Origin of the sequence: Helicobacter sp. 12S02634-8 (assembly GCF_002272865.1) — a bacterium.
Classification (GTDB): domain Bacteria; phylum Campylobacterota; class Campylobacteria; order Campylobacterales; family Helicobacteraceae; genus Helicobacter_J.
Window position 1 is genome coordinate 140743 of sequence record NZ_MLAP01000001.1, and the last position, 21173, is coordinate 161915.

A 21173-nucleotide genomic window follows, 5' to 3' on the forward strand; every position below is an offset into this window, starting at 1 on the left:
ATTTTTTAAAATTTATAACTTATTTTGGTGCATTTTTTAAAAAATGTGTCAAAAGTGCGAACATTGCCATTTTTTGTGCTATTATTTCATTTAGTTATGAAAACCATAATTTTCAAACTTTTATATCAACCCCCTAAAATAGGCGATAAAACGAATAAAAAAAGTAAAAAGAAGCAAATTAAAAATAAAATTTGATAAAAAATAATCTTGATTCAGTCCAAGTGAAAGAGCAAGAAGCAAAAGGAGCAAGAAAATGTATTTTAACCTAGAGTCTGGTGAGGGATTTCTGGGCGATTTGCTGTTTTGGTCTGCTCGCTTTATCCGTTATAAACTCATAACGCTCTCAAACTCCAAAGTCAAGGGCAAAAAAGATAAAAAATGTGTTCAAAACTGCTTGCAAGCTCTCCACACTAGCCCCAAAAATATCCAAGAGCTTGAAAAAATCTGTAAAGAAGCCCGAAATGCTGGACTTTTGGGGGTCAATACCTATGCCAATCCTATACTCAAGTTTTATAGCTTTATGCAGAGTTTTTGTGAAAGATACCACTCAATCAAAGAGATTGATGAGGAGATTTTAGCCGAGTTTTTGGTATCACAAACAGGCGGGCTATCTCTAGCGAGCAAGAAAAATTATCGCATTGCTTTGTTGGGGCTTTTTGGCTATATCGATAAGCAAAATAGAGATAAAAACGGGCTTTCACATACTTATAATATCGAGCTCAAACACATCAGTGGCACAAGGGGCAAATCAGGCCAAAAGCTCCCTGCTTACCTCAATACCGATGAATTAGAAAAGTTTTTGGGCGGTATTGATACATTAGAGCTTTCTGCAAAGGTTCGTGCCAGAGATCGTTTGATTGTTAAAATGATTGTTTATACAGGTATCAGGGTGAGTGAGGCCTTGCACCTTAGGGCAAAGGATATTACATTGGATAAAGACCTCTACCTCCTCCATATCAAGGGCAAGGGGGATAAATATCGTGTCGTGATGATACGAGCTTGCCATATACAGAGCTTGCTTGAGGAGTGGCTGATGTTGCGCTCAATGATTGAGGTCACAGATAATCTGCTCTTTTGCAATCAAAAGGGTGGAGCCCTCACGCAAGCCTATCTCTATCGCTATGTAGAAAAAATCCTCCAAAGTGTCGGTATCCAAAAAGAAAAGAAAGGTCCCCATATGCTGCGGCATTCTTTTGCCACCCTACTCTATCAAAAACGACACGATTTGCTCTTGGTGCAAGAAGCCCTTGGGCACGCCGATCTCAACACAAGCCGCATTTATACGCATTTTGATAAAAATCGCTTGATGGAAGCAGCAAGCATTATGGAAGATCTCAAGCCCCATACGCCTCAAGATACTCAAGATACTCAAGAATAGTGCGGGGAATATCAGGCGGTGGGATCGGAGTTTTTTGCTCCCCACCACCCCATCAAAGTAATCAAACCAAAAAAGACAAAATAAATCCCCGCTAAAACTCCGATTGCAATCGAGGCAATGCTGGGCTTGATGATGAAAATAGCCCCGATGAATATATTGAGTGCTGCGATGACACACAGCCATAGCCACTGGGAAAATCCTAGTTTTTTGAGCTCAAAAGAAGAAATAACACCGATAATGCCCTTAAATATCGCTAAAAAGGCTACAAAATAAACCATCACAACCGAAGTAAAATCAATCCCACCCAATGCAAATATGAGCCCAAAGAGCAAAGAAAGTAGGCTATCGCCCAAAATCCACTGCGAGTTGATGGACTTTTGCATGCCATAGTAATAAAACAACCCCACAATGCCCCCTGCAATCAAAATCATCGGTATCAAAACCATCAGGGCAAAAAATGTTTCCATAGGCGTGACCATAGACACCACCCCACAAACTAGCATTGCTACGCCAAACAAAAACCAAATCATATGCAAAATAGAATTCATACTTTATCCTTTCAATTGATAATCCATCTCCAAGCACACAAACACTGGCGTGTAAACACCGGCACACAAAGCCCCTCACAACAGCATTTGCATATAATAATCGTCCATCACATACCCCTGCCCGATACTCACGCCCTCTTCTCGATAGATAGCAAAACCTAGCTTTTGATAAGCCTGTATGGAGTGCGTGTTGTGTTTATTGACACTCAGCCATACCAACCTTGCTTGAGGGGCTTGCGCAAGTGTTTGGATATTTTGGAACAAAACCTTGGCAATGCCTTGAGCGCGGTAGCTTTTTTGGATATAGAGCTTGCTTAAAAAAATTTCTTTGCCCTCAAGAGTTTTTTTGCATTGGTCGTCTGTAGATTGGCCCGATGGCACGCACAAAGGGTCGCACATAAGCTTCAAGGCACAATAGCCAGCTAGTTGCTTGGCTTTAAAAATCATCAAATACCGATAGCCCTCTTTGATCTGATTGCTGATTGCTTGCGTGCTCTGAAAATTTTCTAGCATATAGCGGATTTGTGCAGGTGAGAGAATCGTTGCATAATGCTCCTCCCAAATCTCTTTGGCAAGTCTTGCTACCTCAGCACACTCCTTGGAGTCTTTAACTTCTTTGAATTCTATCATTTTCGCCATTTCTGCCACCATTTCTGCTGCTAATTCTGCCATCGCCCCTCCTTTATCGCCATATCAGCTCTATGGGTCCATGAGCCCTATTTTGTTTTTTGTTATAGCTTTTACCCAATGGGACAAAAGTCTTTTTATCTCCGATAAAATCTTGGAGATAATACTTCCCTTGATAGCCCCTAGCACAAAGGATTTCACACATCACCTCAAGATCTTTAGGGTTTAAAAGTTCGCTGTGGGCTGTTGTGCGGATTTCAAAGGGGATTTGTGATGTTTGTAAGACTTCTAATGCCTCTAAAAAACATCGATAAGTATCTGCGTATTGTGTGATAGCGAGGTCTTTGTAAGGGGGTGCTTTAAAATCTAAGGCGACATAATCTAAAAGCTTGGCTTGAATCATGGATTTGAGTTTGTCTGCTCTTGTGCCGTTGGTATCGAGCTTGATGAGAAAGCCCTTTTGTTTGATTAAAAAGGCAAGATTTTCAAGACCTTGACACAGAGTTGCCTCCCCGCCACTTAGCACCACAGCGTCCAAAAGCCCCACTCTTGTATCCAAAAATTCTAGCACACTCAAGAAATCAAGATTCCCTATGCCTGTGACAATCTCAGTATTGTAGCAATACGCACACCGCAGATTACACCCTTGAAACCAAAGAATACAAGCGAGTTTATCGGGATAATCAAGCATTGTAAAAGGCGTGAGTGCATAGATAGGCTTGCTAGAACGATTTATTTGCATTGATTTTCGATAAAAAACTTTCTTTCCTTGTGTTCGCCGATTTTGCCGATGTTGAAGCTTTCGATCGGTCTGTGATAGCCCATCACGCGAGTATATACCATACATTTAGTGCGCTTGGATTCTGGGATTTTATGGGATTCTTTTTTCATTTTTTTCCTTATGAGTGGATTTGCATGGCTATTTCATCGCACTTGGGGCAGTATTCGTGCTCGCCGCTGAGATAGCCGTGCAAGGGGCAGATACTAAAGACAGGCGTGATGGTGATATAAGGCAGTCTGAAATTGCTAATGACTCTTTTGACAAGATCTTTGCAAGCTGTGGGCGAGCTGATTTTTTCTCGCATATACAAGTGCAAGACGGTTCCACCGGTGTATTTGGTCTGGATTGTGTCTTGTTTTTGGAGGGCTTCAAAGGGATCGTCTGTATAGCCCACGGGGAGTTGGGAGCTGTTGGTGTAATAGATATTGCTATCAAAACCAGCTTGGATTATATCGGGAAATCTTTTTTTGTCTTCTTTGGCAAAGCGATAAGTCGTGCCCTCAGCAGGCGTGGCTTCGAGATTATAGAGATTTCCACTTTGCTCTTGGTAGCCTTGGATTCTAGTGCGCATAAAGTCTAAGACCTCCAAACACAGATCCTCGCCTATTTGCGTGGTGATATCGTGCGTATCATCAGTGAAATTGCGTATCATTTCATTGATACCATTGACTCCGATGGTAGAAAAATGATGGTTGAAATGGGGGAGGTATCTTTTGGTATAAGGATACAAACCCCTTTCAAACAAATCAGTGATGACTAAACGTTTTTTCTCTAAAGTATCCTTAGATATATCCATCAGCTCGCCCAAGCGCACAAACAAGCCCTTTTTATCGCCCTTATAGACATAGCCCAAACGCGCCATATTGATTGTTACAACCCCGATAGACCCCGTCATTTCTGCACTACCAAATAGCCCTCCCCCGCGTTTGAGTAGCTCTCTGAGATCTAGCTGGAGTCTGCAGCACATACTCCGAACAGCATTGGGTTTATAGGCATCTTTGTTTTCGATGAGCTTGCCATCTTTATCGCGTATATATTGACTTCCGATGAAATTCTGGAAATAGCTCGAGCCGATTTTGGCAGTGTTTTCAAACAAAATATCGCAATTAGGACTATCCCAATCAAAATCTTGTGTGATATTGACCGTGGGAATAGGGAAAGTAAAGGGCTGTGAGTTTTTATCCCCCTCTGTCATCACTTCATAATAAGCCCGATTGATGAGATCCATTTCAGGGCGAAAGTCCTTATAAGTCATCATCTCCAAGCTCTCTATTCCACGCGCTTTGGCTTTGTGTATGAGGGCTGTATCGGAGAGATTTTTGAATAAATGCACATCATTGCAAGTGGGGATTTGGTCTTTGAGATCCTCAGGCACACTCCAATCAATCGTGATATTAGTAAAAGGCGATTGACCCCATCGCGCAGGGACATTGAGATTATAAACAAAGCTTCTGATGGCTTTTTTGATTTCTGAAAAGTTCAAATTATCTTTAAACACATAAGGGGCTAAATAAGTATCAAAAGAGCTAAAAGCCTGCGCTCCTGCCCATTCGCTCTGTAATATCCCTAGAAAATTTGCCATTTGACCGAGTGCTTCTCTGAAGTGTTTGGGAGCTTTGGACTCGACTCGACCTCTAACACCATTGAAGCCCTCATTGAGTAATGCGCGCAAGCTCCAACCCGCACAATACCCACTCAGACAATCCAAATCGTGGATATGGATATCCCCCTCGCGGTGTGCTCGCCCCTCTTGGGGAGAATAGACACTATCAAGCCAATAATTAGCGATGATCTTACCTGCAAGATTATTGACCAATCCTGCGTTAGAATAGCCCGTATTTGCATTAGCTTGGATACGCCAATCGGTTTTATCGATGTATTCTCTCACGCTTTGAGTGCTATCAACAAAAGTTGTGCCCGCATAAAGCCCTGCTTGATTTTCTCGCTGCATTTTATGCAAAAATCGATAATTCATAAAACTTTTAAGCACTTCAAAAGCACCGATATCAAAAATAGCCTTTTCGATGATATCTTGAATCGCTTCGACACTGCTCGCTCCATTTTGCACAATAGCAAAAAACACAGCATCATAGATAGCCCCATCAGGAGCTTTACCCACACTCTCATAAGCCTTATTGATAGCGTCTTTGATTTTGTGTGGTATGAAATCTTGCTTGCGTCCATCTCTTTTGTAGATAAAAAGTGGGAAATTTGATTGCTTCATTGATTGCCCTTATCGCCCTAAGTGCTTTTCAAGCTTAGAAACAAGATTCCAAGTCGAGATGACAGAATCAGGATTCAAAGAAATCGAATCAATCCCCTCTTTGACTAAAAATTCTGCAACTTCGGGATAATCACTGGGGGCTTGACCGCAAATCCCGCAATATTTATGGTGCTTTTTGCAAGCTGCAATCGCACGTTTAAACATCTCTAGCATTGCTGGATTGCGCTCATCAAAGACGCTGCTGACTAGCTCGCTATCCCTATCTACGCCCAAGGTGAGCTGAGTGAGATCATTAGAGCCAATAGAGAAGCCATCAAACATTGAGAGAAAATCATCGGCCAAAATCACATTGACAGGCAGCTCACACATCACATAGATTTCTAAGCCATTTTTGCCCGATTCTAGCCCATTGCGCCGCAAGATTTCTAAGACCTTTTTGCCCTCTTCTGGTGTCCGCAGAAATGGAATCATCACTTTCATATTTGTCAAGCCCATCTCATCACGCACCATAGCCAAGGCTTGACACTCCCACTCAAAAGCGCCACGATAAAGATCAGAATAATACCGACTCGCCCCGCGAAAACCTAGCATAGGATTTTCTTCTTGAGGTTCATAAGCCACTCCACCGATCATTCCACGATATTCATTGGACTTGAAATCGCTTGTGCGCACAATCACAGGCCTAGGATAGAAAGCTGATGCGATCATTCCCATACCCTCGGCAATCTTTTTGATGAAAAAATCCTTGGGATTTTCATAGCCTGCGATGAGTTTTTCGATTTCTTCTTTGTCTTTGATGTCTTTTTTGCCATTTTGGAGGTCAAGGAGGGCTAGGGGGTGGGCTTTGATTTGATTGAGGACAATGAGTTCCATTCTGGCTAGCCCTACTCCGTGGTTGGGGAGCTGGGAGAAGCTAAATGCCTTTTCGGGGTTGCCCACGTTCATATAAATTTTAGTTTGAGTCTGTCCCATATTGGAGAGTTCGATACTCTCGACTTCATAGGGGTGGATACCTGCATAGACATAGCCCTCTTCGCCCTCAGCGCAAGAAACGGTGACTTCCATACCTGTATAGAGCCTATCAGTAGCCCCTACAGCCCCTACGATCGCAGGGACACCTATCTCTCTAGCAACAATAGCAGCGTGGCAAGTCCTGCCCCCACGATTGGTGATGACTGCTGCAGCCTTTTTCATCGCAGGCTCCCAGTCAGGATCGGTGTTGTCTGTGACTAAGATTTCGCCTTCTTTGAAGGTATTCATGTGTTCAATATCGTTGATAATTCTGACCTTGCCCGTGCCAATCTTGCCTCCAATCGCCCTGCCCTTGATGATAATTTCTTTTGTGTCATTGCAGTTTTTGAATCGGAATTTTTCGATTTTTTGTCCGTTGGTTTTTTTGATATTTTGACTCTGGACAGTTTCAGGGCGCGCTTGGACGATGAAAATCTCTCCACTTTCGCCATCTTTTGCCCATTCCATATCCATGGGTCTGTATTCGCCGGCTTCTTTTGTGTAGTGTTTTTCGATGATGAGGGCATAACGCGCAAGAGTGAGGATATCTTCATCAGTGATTGAGAAAGTTTCTAGCTCTTTTTGGGTGGTGGCGATATTTTTAGTTGGGTGATCGCTGCCTTTGGGAGCATAGACCATTTTTTGATGTTTGGTGCCTAGTTGGCGTTTGATGATGGGGCGTTTGCCTTGTTCGAGGGTGGGCTTGAATACATAAAATTCATCAGGATTGACAGTGCCTCCAACGACATTTTCGCCCAATCCCCAGCTTGAAGTGATAAACACAGCATCTTGAAAGCCTGTTTCAGTATCGATAGAAAACATCACGCCCGCGCTGCCCTTATCAGCCCTAACCATTTTTTGCACCCCGACACTCAAAGCGACCTTAAAATGGTCAAACCCTCTAGAAGCCCTATAGCTCACAGCCCTATCTGTAAAGAGTGAAGCCAAACAAGACTTGATATAATGGATCAGTTCTGTCTGCCCTTTGATACTCAAATAAGTATCTTGCTGTCCGGCAAATGAAGCGTCGGGCAAGTCCTCAGCTGTAGCAGAAGAGCGCACAGCGACATCAGCTTCTTGCATACCATATTCATCACTCAAAATCTTATAAGCTTGGAAAATCTCATCTCTAAGGTCTGTAGGAAAAGGCGTGCCAAAGATGAGTTCTCGGATCTTTTTGGAGCGAGTTTTGAGCACATCAATCTCAGTCACATCAACATTTTCAAGCAAATCAATAATTTTTTGCTTGATCCCCCCACTATCAAGGAGATACCAATAAGCCTCGCTTGTGATAGCAAATCCATTGGGGACTTTGATCCCTACAGGCACAAGCTCTTGAAACATCTCTCCGATGCTAGCGTTTTTCCCACCCACCAAAGGGACATCTCTATTATTGAGCTCCTTGAAAAACTTGATATATTTCATATTCTTGCGTTCTCCTCAATTCTGTTAATGCTTAACATTTTAATAGATAAATCTTTATTTGATACTTAGAATTTATAAAATTTCAGATTTTTTCTATTTTTATTGGTTTTGTGATGATTTTAGATAAAATTACCCTTAGTGATTGCGATCCCATCAAGCTATCCTAATATTTATGCCAATCCAATGAGGAATACAAAGATGACCCCCCAACCTATTGAAAATATTTCTGAAGTGCTCAAGCGCCATAAGCTGAGTTTGGAGGATTATGAACAAATCAAAAAAATCTTAGCGCGTGAGCCCAATCTGCTAGAAATTGCTATATTTTCAGCGATGTGGAGTGAGCATTGCAGCTATAAATCAAGCAAAAAATATCTCAAAGGCTTCCCCACACAAGCCCCGTGGGTGATCCAAGGGCCAGGTGAAAATGCGGGCGTGATTGATATCGGACAAGGCTATGGCGCTGTGTTTAAGATAGAATCCCATAACCACCCTAGCTTCATAGAGCCGCACGCTGGGGCTTCAACAGGTGTAGGGGGAATCATGCGTGATATTTTCACGATGGGCGCAAGACCCATAGCCAATCTTAATTCAATCCGTTTTGGTGAAGCCCATAGAAAGGACGCTATAGGGAGCAAACATCGCCATTTGCTTGCTGGGGTTGTAGCAGGCATTGGAGATTATGGCAATTGTATGGGCGTGCCTACGATTGGAGGGGAGTGCAGCTTTGAGGCTTGCTATAATGGCAATATCCTTGTCAATGCCTTCACGCTTGGTATCGCTCCGTGCGATGAAATATTTTATGGCAGAGCTGAGGGGGTTGGCAATCCTGTGATTTATGTAGGGAGCAAGACAGGTGCTGATGGGCTTGGAGGGGCTGTGATGAGTAGTGATAGCTTCACACAAGATTCCAAATCTCTGCGCCCCACAGTCCAAATCGGCGATCCATTTAGCGAAAAACTCCTCTTAGAGGCTTGTTTGGAATTATTCAAAAAAGATCTGATTGTAGGGATCCAAGATATGGGTGCTGCGGGCTTGAGTAGCTCGAGTTTTGAGATGGCAGGGCGTGCTGGGAGTGGTATGGTGCTCCATCTTGATAAGGTGCCAATGCGAGAAGCGGGCTTGGGGCCTTATGAGCTGATGTTGAGCGAATCTCAAGAGCGTATGTTGATTTGCGCTAAAAAGGGCTGTGAGCAAGAAGTCATTGCGATATTTGAAAAATGGGAGTTAGATGTAGCCATCATTGGTGCAGTGAGTGATAGCGGGAAAATGGAGTTGTTTTGGTATGGAGAGAAATGTGCTGAAATCCCTGTTGCAGAGCTGAGTGAAAATGCCCCGATTTTAGATAGACCCATCAAACGGCCTGCATATTTAGATGTATGCAGACAAACGCACTATCAAGGCAGCACAAAAGCTGAGCAAGAGATTTTTGAAATCTTGCTAGGGAGCTTAGATGTGTGCGATAAATCGTGGATTTACTCCCAATATGACAACTCTGTAGGCACTAACACAATCATCAGCAGCGCTCAAGGAGATGGGAGCGTGATTCGAGTGAAAGAAAATGATTCATTTTTGGCCATGAGTGTGTGTTGCCCTGTGCGTTATTGTTATTTAGATCCCAAAGAGGGAGCAAAAATCGCTGTGGCACTTGCTGGACGTAATTGCGCGTTGCGAGGGGCTAGAGTGTTTGGGATCAGTGATTGTCTGAACTTTGGCAATCCAGAAAATCCAGAAGTGATGTGGCAGTTTAAAGAAGCTACTGATGGGATTAAAGAAGCTTGCAAGGCTCTAAATACACCTGTTGTGAGTGGTAATGTGTCTTTATACAATCAAACTGATGGTCAAGACATCTACCCTACTCCGACTATCGTAGCTGTAGGCACTATCAAATCAGCAGAGCATATCATCAAAGCAGGATTGCAAAAAAGTGGGAATTTGCTAGTTTTATTGGGCGAGATTCAAAGTGAGTTTGGAGGGAGCCTGATCCAAAAAATGCTCACCCATCAATGCACAGGCACGCCTCCAACTCTCAATCTGCAAAGAGAGCTTGCCCTCTGGAGGCTCTTAGAGCAAGCGGCTATAGAGGGGCTTATTGTTGCAGCTAAAGATATCAATAAAGGTGGGCTAGCCATTGCAGCAGCAAAAATGGCGCTCATCACAGAGATGGGCGTAGCGATAAAAAGCCCCTTTTATCAAGCAAGCCAAAAGCTAGAGCGTGAAAATATTTTCAGTCAATCCCAAAGCTGCGTATTAGCAGAGGTTACCCCAGACCATCTCTCCAAGCTCACTGCGCTTGCCCAAACACATCAAATACCCCTTTGTGTGCTCGGAGAGGTCAGACCCCCACAAGATGGTATCAGTATCGATACAATCCAACTCGATATCTCCAAGGCCAAAGAGATATATTTCCAAAGCTTTGCTACGCAGCTTGATTTGGTGTGAATAATGGTAAAAAAAATTGTATCAGCATTTTTAGTGCTTTTGGGCGTGGGGCTTGCAGATGATGGGGTGTGTGATAGTGGATTGATTGCTTATCAAAAGCAATTTGTGAATCTACTCACTGAAAATGACGCTTATGCCAATCAATACATAGACCGATACTACACAGCAGGGACATCTTTAGGCTATAGCAGCAGGGAATATGACTTTTCTTGTGAGGATAAAGACTCGATGATGGCGTGGAGTCGGTATGTGAGTTTGGGGTATGCGCAGATGAAAATGACACATTTTAGCTTCTCGCTCTCACAAGATATTTACACGCCCTATTCAAGGGCTTTGACCCCTAGTGCCTCTGACCACCCATATTCAGGCTATATGCGCTTGAATTTTGGGATTATCCATCGCTCTTTGAGTGTGCTAGAAAGCACATTTTTATCCATAGGTATGGTCGGCCCCTCAGCGCTAGCTTATGAAACACAAAAGCTCATACATTACCTCACTAGCAATCCTATATTTTATGGCTGGAAACATCAGCTTAAAAATGAATTGATTGTCAATCTCAATTATCAGCTCGTGAAAAAATTCTATCTATGGGATTTGAGATACCTCTCTTCAGATATCTTGCCTGCCTTAGATGTTGCCTTAGGCAATGCAGATACGCATTTTCAGATCGGCACAAGGCTTCGCATTGGCTATAATCTTGACTCTGATTTTGGTGTCAATAAGGTCAATACGGGATTCAATGGCGCACAAGCTTATAATGACAGATTTTCTGCGTATATTTTTGGGGGGATTTTTGGCCGTTATCAAGCCCGAGATATATTCATACAAGGCAATAGTTTTGGTGCGCCGACGGGATTGGATATGGAATATTTTGTTTATAATGGCGAGATTGGGGCAGCAATTTTATATCAAGGTATGCGTTTTGCCTATACTTATACCCATACTTCTAAGACCTTTAAATCCCAGCCTCAAGCGCACGATTTTGGGACAATAGAGCTCAGTATCGCTTTTTGAAATGGCATACAAGCTATTTTTAGCATTATCACTCTTCTTCTGCCAGATATTTGCTACAAGCCCCAAAAATGCGAACTATTATCTCAACTCCCATCGCCAGACTCTTATATCTTATTACCAAACTCTCCATCAGCAATCTCTAAATGGGCAATATCCAAAATTTAGGGGGCGCAATGTGATTGAACATTCTGTCTATACCGCACTAGAGCCCATAAAAAAGCAAGAGCTCAAAGGTGCGTTGGTGATGAGCTATTTTATCCTCAAAAGTTTTATCAAATATTCCCATCTAGGAGGCGTGGGCGTGAGCGGTGTTTTGGTCTTGGAGGCAAAAGGGAAAAAACCAAGAGTGTTTTATCTCCAATTTGATGGGCGGTATCTGAGTGATTTAGAGGTTTTGGGAATAGGCAGTGAGCTTTTTGCATATTGCGTGCTGCCTGATTTCAATCAATGTATTCTGCTAGGTATCAATGAAGATTGGCAATGAGGGCAAATCAAGATTATTTGCGTATCAAATACCGAATACTCACGCCCCTTTGCTCGACTTTGAGCACCTCATAGCCGTGGTTTTTAGCGTCAATAGGGATATTGTTGATACTCTGTGGGCAGTCGCTTAAAACCTCTAAAATCTCTCCTTTTTTGAGTTTGGGGAGAGTTTGGAGTGTGACAATAGCTGGGTAAGGACAGGGCTCACCCTGCAAATCTAGGCAATAATTGGGAATTATTTCTTCTTCTAGCATATGCGCTCCTTATTTGCGTGTGTTGATACATTGAGTGGAGGGGCTTTGGAATATATTTTTTCTGAAAAATCGCTGCTGCACCCAAAGGATAAAAATAAATGCTAAGCCCAAAAGTGCATAATTCACAATCAAACCCCCATAATTGCCAAAAACATCTAAAAGATTGATTTTAGGCCAAGAAGTCGCTAATGCCTCGCCATAATAATCCCAACTCAGAGCTAAAATCATTGTCCCTACGACATTACCAATCCCAACGACCCAATAATGCACCTGCCCCTCGATAGCCCGATACATCCAGCCACACTCACAGCCACCAGATAAGACAATGCCAAAGCCAAAGAGCAGCCCACCTAAGATAATATTAGGCCCTAGCCAGTAGATTTTAGGGGCATTGCCTAACATCAGATAGCTAAAAACCCCTATGCAAGAAATCGCCATTCCAATCACCACGGCCTTTGCCATCTGCGTGCGCCCTGTCATGAATAAATCTCTAAAGGCTGAAGTGAAGCAAATCTGAGCCCTTGCGATGATAAAGCCAAAAGATATTCCAAACCCTAAAGCCATACCAAGCACAGGAAGTGCCCTGCCCTTTGGTGTTGGTGCAACATGAGTGAGATAGATGATCCAAAGCACAGAGAGCAAAAATACCACACAGCCCAAGATAAATAGCACAAAAGACCTTGAGCGCGTATCAGAGAGCTGTTTTTGCGTATGGACTTTTTGCATATCGACCTTTGGGAGGAAGCAAGGCAGTGCAACAAACTTTGTGCCGATATAAATACCAATAATCATAAAAATACTAAAAACCCAAGTATGCAAGGAAAAATAAGGGATACCTGTGAAGAAATTTGCTAGATTGCAACCCATCGCAAGCCTAGCGCCAAAGCCAGCGATAATCCCGCCTAAAAATCCTTGCGCGATACGAATTTTGCTTTTGGGTAGTCGGATTTTGAAGTTATTTGCCCATAAGGTCGCTATCAGAGCGCCCACAAACATACCAATCACCATAATCCCATCATTGCGACTCAAAGGCGTGCCACTCATATTTTGGATATCATAATAATGGAATCGTGATATATCCACCCCCAAAAAGTGCAGCACATGCCCACCCCAACGAGTGAATTCACCCGTTACAGCCCACAAACTCCCTGTCAAGCCAAAGTAATAAGTCGATAAAATCCCTAGGGCTATCACAGCAGGCAATGGATTCCAAAATCCCACAAGATATTTTTGCTTCAATGTTTGCCACATCAAAAACTCCAGACAATGATAAAATATATTTTTAGATTTGGTTTTTAGAAGTCTAAAAATAGTATCGCTAAGCCTTAGCGCTCAATCAAAGGGGAATATTGTCCTCTATCTTTGCTAAAAATTCACTGAAAATCAAGCCATTTTACAAGCTGATTCAATCCTATCACAAAGAATATGGATCACTAAAATATGCATTTCTTGGATACGCGGGGTATCTGAGCTCGGGATAATGAGATTGTGTGTGCAAACATCTGACATCAGCCCTCCATCGCGCCCAGAAAGACCGATATTCTGACAGCCTATTTTTTTGCCCGCTTCAAAGGCTTTGATGACATTTTGTGAGTTCCCACTTGTTGAAATCCCAAAGACCACATCGCCTGCTCTAGCAAGCGCTTCGACTTGTCGAGAAAATACATATTCATAGCCATAGTCATTTCCGATAGCTGTGAGTGCTGAAGTATCGGTGGTGATAGCAATCCCTGCGAGTGCTTGACGCTCTTTTTTATAGCGCCCTGAGAGTTCAGCTGCGAAGTGTTGCGCATCAGCAGCACTCCCACCATTCCCACAAAATAAGATTTTATTGCCTCTTGAGAGTGTATCGCTCAAGAGCGTGGCTACTTTTTGTATATCTCCACTTAAGAGCTCTAGGGTTTTTTTTGCCGTTTCTATGTGTGCTAAAAATTCACCTTCTATCCACTTTCTCATATTGCCTCCTATAATGACTTGACTTTTTTGAGAATATTTGTCGTTGATTTGCCATCGACAAATTCAATCAATCTGAGTTCCTTAGCATATTTTGTTCCTGCTATGGGCTTGCCCTCATAATCCTTGCCTTTTACCAAAATATCAGGACTGATGGCTTTGATGAGTTCTTCGGGCGTATCCTCATCAAAAATCACGACAAAATCCACGCTCTCTAGCCCTGCAAGCACAAAAGCCCTATCATCTTGGGGATTGATAGGTCTTTGAGCGCCTTTGAGTCTTTGGACTGATTGGTCGCTATTGAGCCCTACAATGAGAATATCGCCTAAATTTTTGGCTTGCTGGAGATAAAAAATATGCCCTTTATGCAAGATATCAAAGCAACCATTGGTGAATATAATCTTTTTGTCTTTGAGAGATTGGAGTATGTTTAGGAGTGTCGCTTTTGTTAGGATTTTATCATTGCAATCAGATTGATTCCTCGCGTGCATGTATTGGATAATCTCTGCATAACTCACCGTAGCGCTCCCCACCTTACCCACCACAACAGCTGCTGCTGCATTAGCAAATTCACAAGCCCGATAAATATCTAGCCCGCTAGATAGCCCAAAGCCCAGCGCAGCAATCACTGTGTCCCCCGCCCCTGTGACATCATAGACTTCTTTGGCGATCGTGGGGATTTTGATGAGCTGATTGTGCCCATCAAGCAAGGCAATCCCATCTTCACTCAAAGTGATGAGCGAGATGGCTAGCTTGTATTGGTCTTTGAAAAATTTTAAGGTCTTATGGAGCGTTTGGTCATCAGTGATATCAATTTTGCTAGCTTGCTGGGCTTCGCTTTTATTGGGCGTGAGTAAGGTCGCACCTTGATATTTCTGATAATCCTTGCCCTTAGGGTCGCACAAAATGGGCTTATTTTCGCTCCTTGCAAGCTTGATAAGGCTTTTAGTGAGCGTTGCACTCAGCACGCCTTTGTTATAATCAGACAAAATCACGCAATCAAAATCTGAAATTTTGTTTTCGATTTTTTCTATCATTTCAGCAGCGATTTGGTCAGAAATGGTATTTTTGTCTTCTCTATCGATACGCAAGACTTGCTGATTGGATACAACGATCCGTGTTTTTTTGGTTGTGGGGCGATGGGGGAGGACAAAAACATTATCGATATCAATTCCCAAAGAATCCAAACTACCCACAAGCCATCTGCCCGTGTCATCATCACCGATTACACCACATATGCTTACCTTTGCACCCAGTGAAATGAGATTATTAGCAACATTGCACGCCCCACCTAAGCGATTGCTCTCATCTTTGACTTCTGCTATCTGCACGGGGGCTTCAGGCGATATGCGCTCACACTTCCCCCAGATATAATGGTCGATCATCAAATCCCCCACCACTAAAATAGAGGGGGTTTTATCTTCAAGCCCAAACATTTATTTGCTCCTATTGTGGATTTCTCTGATTGTTTCTATATAGCTTTTGATTCCTGATTCTAGGTTATAGCGAGGTTGATAGCCCAAATCAGTCATGGTTTCTTGGATATCAGCTTGTGTGTGTGTTTGGAAAAATGCATAGGGATTGTGGATATATTCGACTGCAAAATCCCCCAACTCATTTTTGAGGCAACAAACAATATCATTAAAGCTCCGACTCTCACCATAGCCGACATTATAAATCCCACCTTTTTTGACCTCTAGGGCTTTGATATTGGCTTGGATCACATCTTGGATATAGACAAAATCTCGTCTTTGCTCTCCTGAAGCAAAAAGCCTGACTTTTTTATCCCTAAGGGCTTGCAAGCCAAGCTGGAGAATCATTGAGGCTGTTTTGCCTTTATAAAATTCTCTTTCTCCATAGACATTGAAATACCGCAAGCCGATGATGGGCGCTTTGGGGTTGTCTTGGAGTATTCTTCGGACGCTCTCGTCCATGCGGAGTTTGGAAAATCCATAGATATTTTCAGGGTTTTCGCCCACGCCCACACTATTGGGTGCGCTTGTGTTGCCATAAGTCCCTGCTGAAGAGGCATAGATAACGGTGGCGTTTTTTTCTGAAGCGATATGTAAGAGGTTCAAAAAGGCCTCGTGATTGGTGCGCATGACTAGCTCTTGATCGCTGATGGTTGTATCAGAAATCGCTGCTTGATGGAAAATATAATCAAAATTCAATGCAGCAATATCTTCTAAATCCTCGATACGATTGATATCTCCTACAATCACTTCGCCCTTAAAACCAATGAGGTTTTTAAAATGCCCCAAAGAAGTTGGATTGCCACTAGAAGAAGTGCCCTCATTGCGAAATTTATCAAACACAACCACACGGCTCTCAGGGTGATTTTCTTGAAAATAAAACGCTAGATTGCTCCCGATAAAGCCTGCTCCACCTGTGATTAAAATCGTTTTGCCTTTGAGTGTGTTTTCGATATAGCGCATATTATTCTCCTACTAAATGTTTCATGACTTCTAGGGCTTGTTTGAGTGAAAAAACAATATGGAGATTTTCAATCCCCATCACCCCCTCATCGGTGTTTTTCAAAAAAATTTTATTACCAATCCCGCTTGCCTGCCCTGCTTGCATATCTGTAGGCTTATCTCCAATGATAAAACACTCTTGGAGATTGAGTGCGTAATCTTTTTGGGCTTTTTGGATCATGCCAATATTTGGTTTGCGGCACAAGCAAGCATCAGCTGGGTTGTGGGGGCAAAAATAAATGCTGTCAAAAGCAAATTTTAGCTTTTTTTTGAGTCCTTTTTGCATATATTGTGTGACTTCTTTGAAATCCTCTAATGTGTAATACCCTCTGCCAATGCCTGATTGATTGGTGATGAGGATCAGCAAAAAGCCCTTTTCTTTGCAAAATTTCAGTAATTCAAAAATATCCTCCATAAAAATAAATTCTTTGGGCTCGCAGACATAGCCAAAATCTTCATTGACAATGCCATCTCTATCAAAAAAGACTGCCTTCATTGCCTCACTCCAGAATCATCAGCTCCCATCGAGTGGGTATGGGGCGTATGGGGTTGGGTCGAGTGCATTGGCATTGAGTGCCCACCCATCGAATGTCCTCCCATTGAGTGTCCTCCCATTGCTTTGCCCTCAAGCATTGAAATCCCCTTATAAATGCCATACCCGCCAAAGCAGAGCATGAGCACAAAAGATATTTTCATAAAAAAGCTCCTGAAAGTTGATGTCAAAATTTTACCTGTGATAAAGCCCAGCACAAACATTGGCAAAAAAGTCGCCAATCCAAATACTCCCATCATCACTGCTCCCATCAGCACATTGCTAGCAAGCGCAGCACTCAGGGCAAAATAATAGACCATACCACAAGGCAAAAATCCATTTAAAACCCCTAATCCCCAGAAGCTAAAAAGATTCTTTGAGCCCATCAACCACGCAAATGTGTTATGAAAAGAGCGCGAAAAGATGTTTTGAGAATTCTTAGAGATTGAGGGCTCTAAAAAGGTAATGACCTTAGGGAAAAACACATAAAGGCAAGCAAACACAATCAAAAGCGCCCCCACAACGATAAACAAAATACCTTTTGTCTGCATCGATGCGCTGATACCATTGCCAATTAAAGCGCTGATAGCCCCGATAATCATATAAGAAGTGATCCTCCCTAGACTATAAAGGATATGGCATAGGGCTTGATAGGAGTTGCTAGCATTGGGGTGGATTTTGCCGTGTGTATAAGCGATGACTATCCCCCCACACATACCCACACAATGGCTCAAAGCCATAGGAAACGCGATAACAAACACTGAAAGCAATAATCCGATTGTATCCATCACATACCTCCCTCTATAGAATGATTGAGCATTTCATTTGCCTTTTTGATTGCCTCAAGTGCTGTGTCATTTTGCTTGGGTGTTGTGGGCGAAGTGATATGTTTTGAATCTTGAGGTATGACTCCTTTGGGCATTTTGACAAACACATCTTCATAGTTTTTTTTGTTGCTCCGATAGCGGATATAGATTTCTCCTGTGTCTGTATTGTAGATATAAGTATCGGTCTTATCGCTAAACATTTGCCACTGCCCTAAAAGCAGAGATTGGAGAGATAGGAGGCAGCAAATGAGCTTTTTCATTGCTGTATCAAGGCTTGGAATTGGGATTGCAAATCAAGAATTGCTTGCTTTTTGGCATAAAAGCTATTTTTGTTTGCAATCAAATAAGCACTCGAATCCATAATCACTTCATCGACTTTTAGGTTATTTTGCTTCATCGTAGCGCCCGTTTGGACAATATCTACAATCCCATCAGAGAGCTCTACTAATGGTGCTAGCTCGATAGAGCCATAAAGCTTGATGACATCAACAGCGATAGCTTTTTGAGAAAAATGCCTGATAGTGATACGGGGCATTTTTGTAGCGATTTTGATACGAGGTTTGCGATAATCAATGCCTTTACCCACGCTAGAGCCCACTACAACCTTGCATTTGCCTATCCCTAGATTGAGTAGCCAGATAAGGTCTAGCTCGTGTTCTTCTAAGACATCTCGCCCTACCACACCAATATCAGCAGCTTGATGATAGACATAGGTGGGAACATCTTGATTGCGCACGAGCAAAAATCTAAACCCCATGTGCTCTAAAATGAGCTTTCTGTCTTGGAAGCTAAAATTCTCTTGGAATATCTTGCCAAACAAATCCAAAGTTTCATCAGCAATCCTCCCTTTAGGCAAAGCAACCGTGATCATTTCTGCTCCTTGTGGTATTTGAGTGCTTGATCAATCGAGATTTGCATACCATTGAAAACAAGCATTTCATTATAAACTGATTTGGGGAAAAACTTTGATAAAAATTTCCCATCACCACCTGTGAAGTAGGCTTTTTGGTCTTTGATGGTGTCTTGGATACAAAGTATAATGCTTTTAAGGACGCCAAAACTCATAGCCGATTGGGTATCAAGGGGCAGTGTGTCTAGGGGGGTAGCAAAGTTTATGGGGAGTTTGAGGGCAGTTGAAATCTGTTCAAATATATGGCCATAGCCTGCTAGACCTGGTAAAATATAGCCGCCTTGATGTTTGCCTTGACACATCACATCAATAGTGATCGCACTCCCAGCATCAACAATCACACCATCATCTATCCCCAAGCAAGCTGCTTTTCTATCGATCCCTAGCCCCATATAAGGAGTGTCAAAGTCAATAATTTTAGCGATATTATAGGAATTTTTGTGTGCTGCGATGAGCTTTTGTTCGTTGGTGGGATTGACACTGATGTAGTAAATATCTGCGTGCAATTCTTTTTTGTCTATGGCTTCGGGTTTGTTTTTCCAGATTTTGCGTTTGTCATAAAAATGGACATAAGTATTGCCAATATCACAGAGTATCATTTTCCCTCTTTAGAAAAGTCAAAATAATATTTATCATAATAAATCCTGTGCTTGTCATAGAAATTGAGTTTATCAAGCTTCATGCGCCCCAAAGCGCCCTTGACTTCAAAGACTTTATAAGCAAAGTTTATCGTATCGACTTCAATCAAATAGCCCCTATTCTCGATAGTATGGAGCTTGTTATCTGTGATGACAATGGTATTGAGCGTGGCAAAAGGTAGTTTGATTTTATTGAGCTCTCGGAGCGTCTTATCGAGCTGGATAATCTGCCCCTCAAGGGTCAAAACATACAAATAAGGCTTTTGATACAAGACATCACGGATATCAGCATCATAGCTAAACTCTTGGCCTGAGATGATAGAAACAAGCCTTTTGCTTGTAGCTGCAAACATACTTTCATCATCTATAACCAAATAAATGATATTGTTAAAAAACTTTTCGCTGTTGATGATGATATTTCTTGCAGGCGTGTAACTCTTAGTATCCACAACCAAAAGCCGCCCATCAAGCGTGGGGAAGACAACCAAAGTGTCTAAAAAAACCGGAGCAGCCACTAGGGAATTGATCGCAATACTTGGGCTGCCTTTTTGCGAAAACAGCGCTTCTTGTGTCTTGATACTATAGATATTTGTGGAATTATCTGCTAAAACAAGAGCGAGCAAATCCCCTTTAGTCGAGGCTCCTAAGGGGCAAGTAGGGAGAGTGAGGATTGTAGATTGTTGCGTGGTTTTGTTGATAAGCTCTAAATGGTGGCAGTCTTGGGCGATAATATAATAATCTTGTGTTTCGTTTAAAAATGTCGATTGTTGATTGATTTTCAGATAGGTAAGACCATTAGCGTCGATAACACTTCCATTATCCAAAACTGCGCCAAAGCGATTGGCACTCACGATTTTATCTTGAAGCTTGTGGTCAAACTTCAAAGTGCCATTAGTGATAGGGGGCTCGAAATATTTTTTAGAACCACAGCCAACAAAAAACACTGCTAAAGCAAATGCAAAATAGATACTTTTGATATGGATCACTGGGAAACCTCTGTGGGGAGTTGGGCTTTGGGGGTGGTATTTTGTGCTTCAAAGACTCCATAATGTTTCAAAATAGCAGCGATTTGATACACAGAAGAAGTCCTATCAATCTGGTCTAGGAGGGATTTTGCTTGCGGGATTTGATTTTTTGTATAAAGCAAATACGCTTCTTGCAAGATAGCAAAATCTTTCATTGGAGTGGTGTTGAGCTTTTCTAGCTCGGTGAGATTTTGTGTATAAGAAGCATACTGATAGGTCGCAAGGTCTTTGATGATGGGGTTTTGAGAATCTTTGAGTGCTAAAAGTGCCTTTTGGTCGCCATTTTGCAGAGCTTGTGCGTAAGTGTAGAGATCATACAAATCTGGTGAGCTTTTTTTGAGTTCATCGAGCAAGGCTTGATTTTCAGGGCTTTTTAAGACTTCATTATAGATAGCTGTGGTCTTTTGGGCTTGTTTTTGTTGTTGGTATGCTGCAAACTTGCTATAGCCAAACCAAGCCAACAAGACCAGCACAATCACCCATAGCACATATTTGTATTTGCGATACAGCCGCTCTAACTTGAAAGCACTCTCTAAAAGCTTCTCATCGCCTCTGAATTCTTCTTGGACTTGCTTGATATTGTTTTTAATGCCCATTGTCACTCCTAAAATGATTGATTGTGTCTAATTT

At 42.3% G+C, this 21173-nt stretch carries 22 protein-coding genes; 4 read left to right on the forward strand and 18 right to left on the reverse strand.

Features of this window, described 5'->3' with window-relative positions:
* Positions 1-253: 253 nt before the first annotated feature.
* On the forward strand, positions 254-1378 hold the full coding sequence (locus tag BKH46_RS00730) for a tyrosine-type recombinase/integrase (protein WP_095224903.1): 1125 nt from the start codon (positions 254-256) through the stop codon (positions 1376-1378).
* Between the two features lie 11 nt (positions 1379-1389).
* On the opposite strand, the gene BKH46_RS00735 is transcribed toward BKH46_RS00730, so the two are convergent.
* The 6 genes from BKH46_RS00735 to ppsA all read right to left on the reverse strand — a co-directional run bounded on the left by BKH46_RS00735 (position 1390) and on the right by ppsA (position 7994).
* Entirely contained in the window at positions 1390-1926 is a 537-nt protein-coding gene (locus tag BKH46_RS00735; RefSeq protein WP_095224904.1) for a DUF308 domain-containing protein, read from the reverse strand.
* A 75-nt stretch (positions 1927-2001) separates the two neighbouring features.
* Positions 2002-2598: a GNAT family N-acetyltransferase gene (locus BKH46_RS00740; protein WP_095224905.1), complete on the reverse strand. Its 597-nt coding sequence runs from the start codon at positions 2596-2598 to the stop codon at positions 2002-2004.
* 10 nt (positions 2599-2608) lie between these two features.
* Complete coding sequence (locus BKH46_RS00745) at positions 2609-3295, reverse strand: anaerobic ribonucleoside-triphosphate reductase activating protein (protein ID WP_095224906.1); 687 nt, start codon at positions 3293-3295, stop codon at positions 2609-2611.
* Positions 3286-3444, reverse strand: a complete 159-nt coding sequence (locus BKH46_RS09375; RefSeq protein ID WP_143428889.1) for an anaerobic ribonucleoside-triphosphate reductase — start codon at positions 3442-3444, stop codon at positions 3286-3288. The genes BKH46_RS00745 and BKH46_RS09375 overlap by 10 nt, the downstream gene beginning before the upstream one ends.
* Before the next feature lie 8 nt (positions 3445-3452).
* Complete coding sequence (locus BKH46_RS00750) at positions 3453-5558, reverse strand: ribonucleoside triphosphate reductase (protein WP_095224907.1); 2106 nt, start codon at positions 5556-5558, stop codon at positions 3453-3455.
* A gap of 9 nt (positions 5559-5567) precedes the next feature.
* Positions 5568-7994: a pyruvate, water dikinase gene (gene ppsA, locus BKH46_RS00755; protein ID WP_095224908.1), complete on the reverse strand. Its 2427-nt coding sequence runs from the start codon at positions 7992-7994 to the stop codon at positions 5568-5570.
* A gap of 198 nt (positions 7995-8192) precedes the next feature.
* On the opposite strand from ppsA, the gene purL reads away from it, so the two are divergent.
* The 3 genes from purL (at position 8193) to BKH46_RS09380 (ending at position 11931) form a co-directional block, all read left to right on the forward strand.
* On the forward strand, positions 8193-10433 hold the full coding sequence (gene purL / locus BKH46_RS00760; protein ID WP_172402509.1) for a phosphoribosylformylglycinamidine synthase subunit PurL: 2241 nt from the start codon (positions 8193-8195) through the stop codon (positions 10431-10433).
* A gap of 3 nt (positions 10434-10436) precedes the next feature.
* A complete protein-coding gene (locus tag BKH46_RS00765; protein ID WP_095224909.1) occupies positions 10437-11447 on the forward strand; it encodes a lipid A deacylase LpxR family protein in 1011 nt (336 codons plus the stop codon).
* A 175-nt stretch (positions 11448-11622) separates the two neighbouring features.
* Positions 11623-11931 carry a hypothetical protein gene (locus BKH46_RS09380; protein ID WP_143428890.1) on the forward strand — a complete coding sequence of 103 codons (309 nt, stop codon included), beginning with the start codon at positions 11623-11625 and terminating at the stop codon, positions 11929-11931.
* A 13-nt stretch (positions 11932-11944) separates the two neighbouring features.
* Here the strand turns inward: BKH46_RS09380 and yedF are convergent, their stop codons facing one another.
* The 12 genes from yedF to BKH46_RS00830 form a co-directional block, all read right to left on the reverse strand.
* Positions 11945-12169: a sulfurtransferase-like selenium metabolism protein YedF gene (gene yedF, locus BKH46_RS00775; RefSeq protein ID WP_343286590.1), complete on the reverse strand. Its 225-nt coding sequence runs from the start codon at positions 12167-12169 to the stop codon at positions 11945-11947.
* A gap of 24 nt (positions 12170-12193) precedes the next feature.
* On the reverse strand, positions 12194-13435 hold the full coding sequence (gene yedE, locus BKH46_RS00780) for a selenium metabolism membrane protein YedE/FdhT (RefSeq protein WP_216358688.1): 1242 nt from the start codon (positions 13433-13435) through the stop codon (positions 12194-12196).
* 132 nt (positions 13436-13567) lie between these two features.
* Positions 13568-14140 (reverse strand): D-sedoheptulose 7-phosphate isomerase, encoded by a 573-nt coding sequence (gene gmhA / locus BKH46_RS00785; RefSeq protein WP_095224913.1) that lies wholly within the window; start codon positions 14138-14140, stop codon positions 13568-13570.
* Between the two features lie 8 nt (positions 14141-14148).
* Complete coding sequence (rfaE1, locus tag BKH46_RS00790) at positions 14149-15573, reverse strand: D-glycero-beta-D-manno-heptose-7-phosphate kinase (protein ID WP_095224914.1); 1425 nt, start codon at positions 15571-15573, stop codon at positions 14149-14151.
* On the reverse strand, positions 15574-16572 hold the full coding sequence (rfaD, locus tag BKH46_RS00795) for an ADP-glyceromanno-heptose 6-epimerase (RefSeq protein WP_095224915.1): 999 nt from the start codon (positions 16570-16572) through the stop codon (positions 15574-15576).
* A gap of 1 nt (position 16573) precedes the next feature.
* Positions 16574-17107, reverse strand: coding sequence for an HAD family hydrolase (locus tag BKH46_RS00800; RefSeq protein WP_095224916.1), 534 nt, complete (start codon positions 17105-17107; stop codon positions 16574-16576).
* Positions 17104-17931, reverse strand: coding sequence for a sulfite exporter TauE/SafE family protein (locus BKH46_RS00805; RefSeq protein WP_095224917.1), 828 nt, complete (start codon positions 17929-17931; stop codon positions 17104-17106). Before BKH46_RS00805 ends, BKH46_RS00800 begins: the two co-directional genes overlap by 4 nt.
* Positions 17931-18230, reverse strand: coding sequence for a hypothetical protein (locus BKH46_RS00810; protein WP_095224918.1), 300 nt, complete (start codon positions 18228-18230; stop codon positions 17931-17933). Before BKH46_RS00810 ends, BKH46_RS00805 begins: the two co-directional genes overlap by 1 nt.
* Positions 18227-18841 carry an ATP phosphoribosyltransferase gene (gene hisG, locus BKH46_RS00815; RefSeq protein WP_095224919.1) on the reverse strand — a complete coding sequence of 205 codons (615 nt, stop codon included), beginning with the start codon at positions 18839-18841 and terminating at the stop codon, positions 18227-18229. Before hisG ends, BKH46_RS00810 begins: the two co-directional genes overlap by 4 nt.
* On the reverse strand, positions 18838-19479 hold the full coding sequence (locus BKH46_RS00820; RefSeq protein WP_095224920.1) for a type III pantothenate kinase: 642 nt from the start codon (positions 19477-19479) through the stop codon (positions 18838-18840). The genes hisG and BKH46_RS00820 overlap by 4 nt, the downstream gene beginning before the upstream one ends.
* On the reverse strand, positions 19476-20504 hold the full coding sequence (locus tag BKH46_RS00825; protein ID WP_253248265.1) for a PQQ-like beta-propeller repeat protein: 1029 nt from the start codon (positions 20502-20504) through the stop codon (positions 19476-19478). Before BKH46_RS00825 ends, BKH46_RS00820 begins: the two co-directional genes overlap by 4 nt.
* On the reverse strand, positions 20501-21139 hold the full coding sequence (locus tag BKH46_RS00830) for a hypothetical protein (protein ID WP_216358689.1): 639 nt from the start codon (positions 21137-21139) through the stop codon (positions 20501-20503). The genes BKH46_RS00825 and BKH46_RS00830 overlap by 4 nt, the downstream gene beginning before the upstream one ends.
* Positions 21140-21173 lie beyond the last annotated feature (34 nt).